This window comes from Methylophaga sp. (assembly GCF_965655755.1).
Taxonomy (GTDB): domain Bacteria; phylum Pseudomonadota; class Gammaproteobacteria; order Nitrosococcales; family Methylophagaceae; genus Methylophaga.
The window spans coordinates 7,121-14,178 of sequence record NZ_CBFHHW010000007.1 but is presented as its reverse complement, the minus strand read 5'-3'; the positions used below and the strand labels follow the sequence as shown (position 1 = coordinate 14,178).

At 44.9% G+C, this 7,058-nt stretch carries 6 protein-coding genes (1 of these 6 cut by a window edge); 4 read left to right on the top strand and 2 right to left on the bottom strand.

What is annotated here, in order from left to right; translation table 11 throughout:
• Both ACTF5U_RS03955 and pgi read left to right on the top strand, forming a co-directional pair.
• Window positions 1–234 (top strand): His/Gly/Thr/Pro-type tRNA ligase C-terminal domain-containing protein (locus tag ACTF5U_RS03955; RefSeq protein WP_438970344.1); only part of this gene is annotated, 234 nt, incomplete at its 5' end.
• Between the two features lie 30 nt (window positions 235–264).
• Entirely contained in the window at window positions 265–1,902 is a 1,638-nt protein-coding gene (gene pgi, locus ACTF5U_RS03950) for a glucose-6-phosphate isomerase (protein ID WP_438970343.1), read from the top strand.
• A gap of 1 nt (window position 1,903) precedes the next feature.
• Here the strand turns inward: pgi and ppk2 are convergent, their stop codons facing one another.
• Both ppk2 and glgB read right to left on the bottom strand, forming a co-directional pair.
• Window positions 1,904–2,686 (bottom strand): polyphosphate kinase 2, encoded by a 783-nt coding sequence (gene ppk2 / locus ACTF5U_RS03945; protein WP_438970342.1) that lies wholly within the window; start codon window positions 2,684–2,686, stop codon window positions 1,904–1,906.
• A gap of 2 nt (window positions 2,687–2,688) precedes the next feature.
• Window positions 2,689–4,869 (bottom strand): 1,4-alpha-glucan branching protein GlgB, encoded by a 2,181-nt coding sequence (gene glgB / locus ACTF5U_RS03940; RefSeq protein ID WP_438970341.1) that lies wholly within the window; start codon window positions 4,867–4,869, stop codon window positions 2,689–2,691.
• A 98-nt stretch (window positions 4,870–4,967) separates the two neighbouring features.
• Here glgB and glgC point away from each other — a divergent pair, with 98 nt between their 5' ends.
• Window positions 4,968–6,236, top strand: a complete 1,269-nt coding sequence (gene glgC, locus ACTF5U_RS03935; protein WP_438970340.1) for a glucose-1-phosphate adenylyltransferase — start codon at window positions 4,968–4,970, stop codon at window positions 6,234–6,236.
• A protein-coding gene (locus ACTF5U_RS03930; RefSeq protein WP_438970339.1) for a glycoside hydrolase crosses the window boundary here: on the top strand, window positions 6,226–7,058 show its 5' end (the start). The gene runs 937 nt beyond the window's last position; the window shows 833 of its 1,770 coding nt (coding positions 1–833); its start codon is at window positions 6,226–6,228; its stop codon lies off the right edge, out of view. The genes glgC and ACTF5U_RS03930 overlap by 11 nt, the downstream gene beginning before the upstream one ends.

Genomic DNA, 7,058 nt, shown 5'->3' with positions numbered 1-7,058 from the left:
CCGATCCTTGCCGAGTCACTGCGTGATCAAATACCAGCTTTGAAGTTGATCACCCATTGTGGTGGTGGTAGTTTTAAAAGCCAATTCAAACGGGCAGACCGGAGTGGTGCGCGCTGGACACTGATTCTGGGCGAAGAAGAAGTAAACAACGAGAGCATTGGCGTGAAAACCATGGCAACCGGCGAACAGGAAAGCATCAGCTGGTACGATCTGGCAACGTACCTGAGTCAATAATTATAAATAATACAAAGATATAAAATAACTATGACACCTTTGAATATACCTGAATGGCAGTCTCTGGTAAGACATTACTCGGATCTTAAGTATGTTTCCATGCGCGAGCAATTTGCATTGGACTCAAATCGATTTGAACGCTTTTTCTTAAAAAGTGGTGATTTATTACTGGACTATTCCAAAAACCGAATTAACCAGGAAACCATCGATAAATTGATCGATCTGGCAGAGGCCGTTGAGCTGAAAGACTGGGTTGAACGCATGTTTAAAGGTGACATTATCAACCACACAGAGGGCCGCGCAGTCTTGCACACGGCACTGCGTAACCGAAGTAATACCCCGGTCATGGTTGATGGCAAAGATGTTATGCCAGAAGTGAATGCTGTACTGGATAAAATGCGCCGGTTTTGTGAGCAGGTACATAGTGGTGAATGGCTAGGTTACAGCGACAAAAAGATCACTGATATCGTCAATATTGGTATTGGAGGATCAGATCTTGGTCCGGCGATGATCTGTGATGCACTCGAGCCCTATGGTATTGAAGGAATAAGTGTCCATTTTGTTTCTAATGTGGACGGTACCGATCTCAGCACGACACTGGAGAAATTAAATCCAGAAACGACATTGTTTGTCGTTGCATCCAAGACTTTTACCACACAAGAAACTATTACGAATGCACAATCAGCTCGTACCTGGTTTCTGAAATCAGCTTCGCAAGAAGATGTCGCAAAACATTTTGTTGCTGTCTCAACCAATGCGAAGGAAGTCGCGAAGTTTGGTATTGATACAGCCAATATGTTTGAAATATGGGACTGGGTTGGCGGTCGTTACTCATTATGGAGTGCTATTGGTTTGCCTATTGCGCTCTATGTCGGCATGGACAACTTTGAGCGTCTGCTTGATGGTGGTCATCAAATGGATGAACATTTTCGTCATCAGCCACTGGCAGAAAACATACCGGTTATTATGGGCCTGTTGGGCGTTTGGTATATCAATTTCTTCAGTGCACAAACGCATGCCATCGTACCTTATGATCATTCTCTGGCTCGTTTTCCCAGTCATATGCAGCAGTTGGATATGGAGAGTAACGGTAAGTTTATTAATCGTGAAGGGAGCCGTATCAGTTATAAGACTGGACCTGTCATCTGGGGAACTCCCGGTACCAACGGTCAGCATGCCTATTTTCAGTTAATTCATCAGGGTACACAGCTGATTCCGGTGGACTTTGTCCTTCCGGTTAATAGCCATTACCCAGAGTGTGATCATCAATCGATTTTATTGGCTAATGGTCTGGCGCAAGCAGAAGCCTTAATGAAAGGTAAAACGGCGGAAGAAGTGCGTGCTGAATTGGTGAAAGAGGGCTATGAAGGCAAAGCTTTGGAAGCCTTATTACCGCATAAGGTATTCCCAGGTAACCGCCCTAGCAATGTTTTGATGTTCCCTAAACTAACGCCTGAAATGTTGGGTCAGCTGGTGGCGTTATATGAGCACAAGGTATTTGTACAAGGTGTGATCTGGAATATCAATTCGTTTGACCAGTGGGGGGTCGAATTAGGTAAGCAGCTAGCCAAAGCGATCGTACCTGATCTAGCCGATGGTTCTGAAATTTCACGGCATGATAGTTCAACCACAAATCTCATTAAACTAATACGCGAATTACGTCAATAAATCAGGCTTTATCATCCGCCCGGCGTTTTAATGCCGGGTAGGATGGTGAAAATACCATCTCTTCATCCAATTTATCAGTTAATGCTTTGTTCTTAGCTGCGTAAGGCAAAGCCTGAAGAAAATGGGAAATGCAATTGATTCGAGCAGTACGCTTAGAGTCAGATTTTATGATTGTCCAAGGTGAGTGACTGGTATGTGTATTAGCTAACATCGCATCCCTTGCATCACTGTAATCATCCCATTTTTCCTGAGCAGCAATGTCTATCGGGCTTAATTTCCAGTTTTTTAATGGGTTTTTACGCCTAGCCTCAAACCGTTCATGTTGCACTTCCTGGCTTACTGAAAACCAGTATTTAAATAACCATATGCCATCGTCAATGAGCATTTTTTCTAATTGAGGCACTTGCTCCAGGAATAATTGATATTTGTCTTGGGTCGTAAACCCCATGACTTTTTCAACTCCAGCGCGGTTGTACCAACTGCGATCAAATAAAACGATTTCACCACCATTCGGAAGGTGAGAAAGATATCGCTGGAAATACCACTGTGTCTGTTCAGTATCACTTGGTTTATCAAGCGCGACGATTCTTGTTCCACGAGGGTTTAAATGTTCTGTGAAACGTTTAATTGTTCCGCCTTTACCTGAAGCATCGCGACCTTCAAACATAATCAGAATTCGCTGACCAGATTCTCTTGCCCATTCCTGAACTTTCAACAGCTCTATTTGTAAGAGTTCTAATTGTGTTTCGTACTTGCTGCGAGAGATTGTTTTGCTTTTAGCCATGCTTAAAGCTGTTTTTTAATAATCAAACCAGCCAATGGAGGTAAATTCACTTCAATGGAGTGAGGTCGGTCATTCCACGCAATATCATCGCTCTGAATAACTTTTTCATTATGATAATTACTGCCTGCGTAATATTCAGAGTCTGAGTTTATGATAATTTCATAATGGCCCGCTTCGGGAACGCCAATGCGGTATTTCTCTCTAGGGATAGGAGTGAAATTGAAGGCTGTTACGATGAAGCTATTCCCATCCTTACGTAAATAGCTGAGGATAGAGTGCTCACGGTCATTACAATCAATCCATTCAAAACCGTGTGGGTCAAAATCATGAGCATGTAGTGCAGGGGTTGATTTATAGACTTCATTCAAATCAGCCACCAGTGCTTTCATTCCCTGATGAATAGGGTAGTCGAGTACGTACCAGTCAAGTGACTTCTCACAGTTCCACTCAGTACCTTGGGCAAATTCACAGCCCATAAACAGTAATTTTTTACCCGGGTAACTGAACATCAATGTGTAGAGCATGCGCAGGTTCGCAAAACGCTGCCATTCGTCGCCCGGCATTTTGTATATCATTGAGCTTTTGCCATGAACAACTTCATCATGAGAAAACGGTAAAACGAAGTTTTCAGTGAAGGCGTAAAGCAATCCGAATGTGAGTGAGTCGTGATGATAGCGACGATGAATTGGATCTTGCTGGAAATATTCCAGAATGTCGTGCATCCAGCCCATATTCCATTTCATCGAAAAGCCCAGTCCACCCATATGTGAAGGTCTGGAAATCATTGGGTATGAGGTGGATTCCTCAGCAGCAATAATGCAACCGGGGTGTTCTTTGTGTAATACGGTATTGACGTGTTTCAGAAATTCAATAACTTCAAGGTTTTCGCGCCCACCAAATTCGTTCGGTAACCATTGTCCTTCTTCGCGGGAGTAATCCAGATATAACATTGAAGCGACGGCATCTACACGTAAGCCGTCGATGTGAAACTCTTCCAACCAGTAAAAGGCACTCGATAGCAAAAAGTTAAATACTTCACTTCGGCCATAATTAAAAATCAGTGTACCCCAATCCTGATGTTCACCACGACGTGGATCGGCATGTTCGTACAAAGCTGTACCATCAAATTTAGCAAGACCATGCGCATCTTTGGGAAAATGACCTGGCACCCAGTCGAGCAGAACACCAATATTATTCTGGTGACAACAATCGACAAAATACCGGAATTCGTCTGGCGAACCAAAGCGACTGGTCGGCGAGAAGTAGCCAGTGGTCTGATAGCCCCATGAAATATCCAGCGGATGTTCGGTGATCGGTAATAATTCGATGTGAGTAAACCCCATCTCTCTGACGTAGGGCACAAGTTCATCAGCCAGTTCGCGATAGCTGTAAAAGCTGTTGTCATCATGGCGCTTCCATGAGCCCATATGGACTTCGTAAACAGAATGCGGTTCATGCAACCAGTCAGCATGTTTTCGCGAATCCATCCAGTCTTCATCCTGCCAGTGATGCAATGATTTCTTAGTGATTAGTGATGCGGTCCCCGGACGTAATTCAGATTGCTGTCCGTAAGGATCCATCTTAAGGTGCAGGGAGCCATTATCACGATTGCGGATTTCGAATTTATACAGTTCACCTGCTTCGAGTTCCGGGATAAAGATTTCCCATACGCCAGAGCCGCCCCTGGCCCGCATCGGGTGTCGGCGACCATCCCACTCGTTGAAATTACCGACTACACTGACACGTTCTGCTCCCGGTGCCCAGGTTGCAAATAAAGTACCTTTGATGCCTTCCACTTCATGGAGGTGCGCTCCCAACATCTTATAGGCATGCCAGTGTTTCCCTTCAGAGAAAAGGTGCAGGTCATATTCTGAAAGTTGCGGCATGATGCTATAAGGGTCATGAAAGGCTAGAGCTTCACCTGAGTGGGTATTACGGTGGATTTTGTATGGCCAGGTGACCTGATCTTTATCGCCTGTCCAGTAGAAAAAATCCGTCCCTTCCACACGTTTCATCGGTAACTTGCCATCAATTGTGGCCTGTTCTGTATCAGGTAAAAATGCGCGAACAGCAGCTTGATCTTCTGCGTAATGGAAGCCGAGTATACTGAATGGATCGTGATGACGCGCTTCAATGATTTTTATAATGTCTTGTTTCAAATTCTTGTCAAAAATCATCGCCATAATATCCCGTGAAATTTTTAATTGCTGTACCCAACGCGCTTGTGGCAGGCTAACAGTATTACACCACAAATCATAGGGCATTTGCCGGAGAAATTTATATGAGTGAAAACAACAGTACGCGTTTTGTCAGTCGTCTTACCCGCGATACTCTGGCTTTAATTTTAGCCGGTGGGCGTGGTTCAAGGCTGAAGCAGTTGACAGACTGGCGAGCCAAGCCTGCTGTACCTTTTGGCGGTAAATTTCGTATCGTTGATTTTCCTTTATCAAACTGCGTGAATTCAGGTATCCGTCGGGTTGGTATTCTGACGCAGTACAAAGCACACTCACTTATTCGCCATGTTCAGCAAGGGTGGGGGTTTATGCGTGGTGCCCTGGGTGAATTTGTCGAGCTTCTACCGGCATCGCAGAGAAACGAACAAGGCTGGTATGCAGGCACTGCTGATGCGGTATATCAGAATATCGATATTCTGCGGAATCATGGCCCTGAATATGTTCTGATTCTGGCTGGTGACCATATTTACAAAATGGACTACGGTGATATGCTTGCTGAACATGTTGCCCAGAACGCTGATATGACGATCGGTTGCATTGAAGTACCGATTGAAGAAGCTAAGGCTCTGGGCGTGATGTCAGTCGACGTTAACAGACGCATAGTTGCGTTTGATGAAAAACCCGATAATCCAACCCCAATGCCGGGCCGCGATGATGTTGCTCTGGCTTCGATGGGGATATATGTCTTCAATGCTGCATTCCTTTATGAACAATTAATTAAAGATGCCGATACCAAAACATCAAGCCATGACTTTGGTCATGACATTATTCCCAGCCTGATTCAGAACTACAAAGTAGTTGCCTTTCCGTACAAAGATGTTCAAGGCAATGATCCCGGATACTGGCGTGATGTGGGTACTATTGATGCTTTCTGGTCAGCGAATCTGGAACTGATTGGTGTCACACCTGAGTTAAACCTATACGACGATGAGTGGCCGATATGGACCCATCAGGCACAGCAGCCTCCGGCAAAATTTGTATTCGATGACGATGATCGTCGCGGAATGGCTGTTGATTCTATGGTTTCAGGTGGCTGTATCATCTCCGGTTCAACGGTTAGACACACCGTGTTGTTTTCTAACGTTGAAGTGCATAGTTTTTCTCTTGTGGAAGATAGTGTCTTACTTCCGGACGTTAACGTTGGACGTAATTGTCGATTGAAAAAAGTGGTTGTTGACAAAGGTTGTGTCATTCCTGAAGGGACCGTGATCGGTGAAGATTTAGAACAAGATGCAAAACGCTACCATGTCTCCCCAAATGGCGTGGTACTTGTAACTCCTGAAATGTTAGGACAAAACTACCGTTATGTCAGATAAACTTAAACTTGTCCTTTGCTGGCACATGCACCAGCCTCAGTACAGTGAACCCATGGGCGGCATGTACCAGTTGCCTTGGACATACCTGCACGCCATGAAAGACTATGTGGATATGGCCTGGCATCTGGAGAATGTTCCGGGTGCTAAAGCGGTGGTTAATTTCGCGCCAACATTATTAGAACAGTTGGCCGACTATGATGATCAGCTTAAAGGTCGCTTTAAGGGAACCGGGCGTCTCAAAGATCCCTTATTGATCGCATTAGATTCTCCGGTACAACCTCTCCATATCGAGGAGAGAAAAACATTAATAATGGCTTGCCTGCGAGCCAATGAAGAAAAGCTTATCCAGCCTTTCCCACATTTTTCACGCTTAGTGGAAATGGCACGTTGGGCAATGGATGAACCTGAGCGACTAAACTATTTAAACGATCAATTCATGATCGATATTCTGGTCTGGTATCACTTGGTATGGATGGCTGAGTCTGTCAGAAGGAGTGATGTAAGAATACAGGCATTGATGAAAAAAGGCCGTTTGTTTACCTTTCATGATCGACGTCAATTGATGATTGTGATGGGTGAGTTGTTAAATGATCTGATTCCTCGTTATCGCCGGCTGGCTGAGTCAGGCCGTGTTGAGCTTTCTGTGACACCTTACGCCCACCCGATCGTTCCACTGTTGTTGGATATCAAATCGACTCATGAGGCGATGCCTGATGCGGCACTGCCAGAGATTACCGAGTATCCCGGCGGTGAAGAGCGGGCGCACTGGCATATGGAGGAGGGACTTCGTGTTTTTGAATCCTTTTTCGGCTTCCGTCCCAA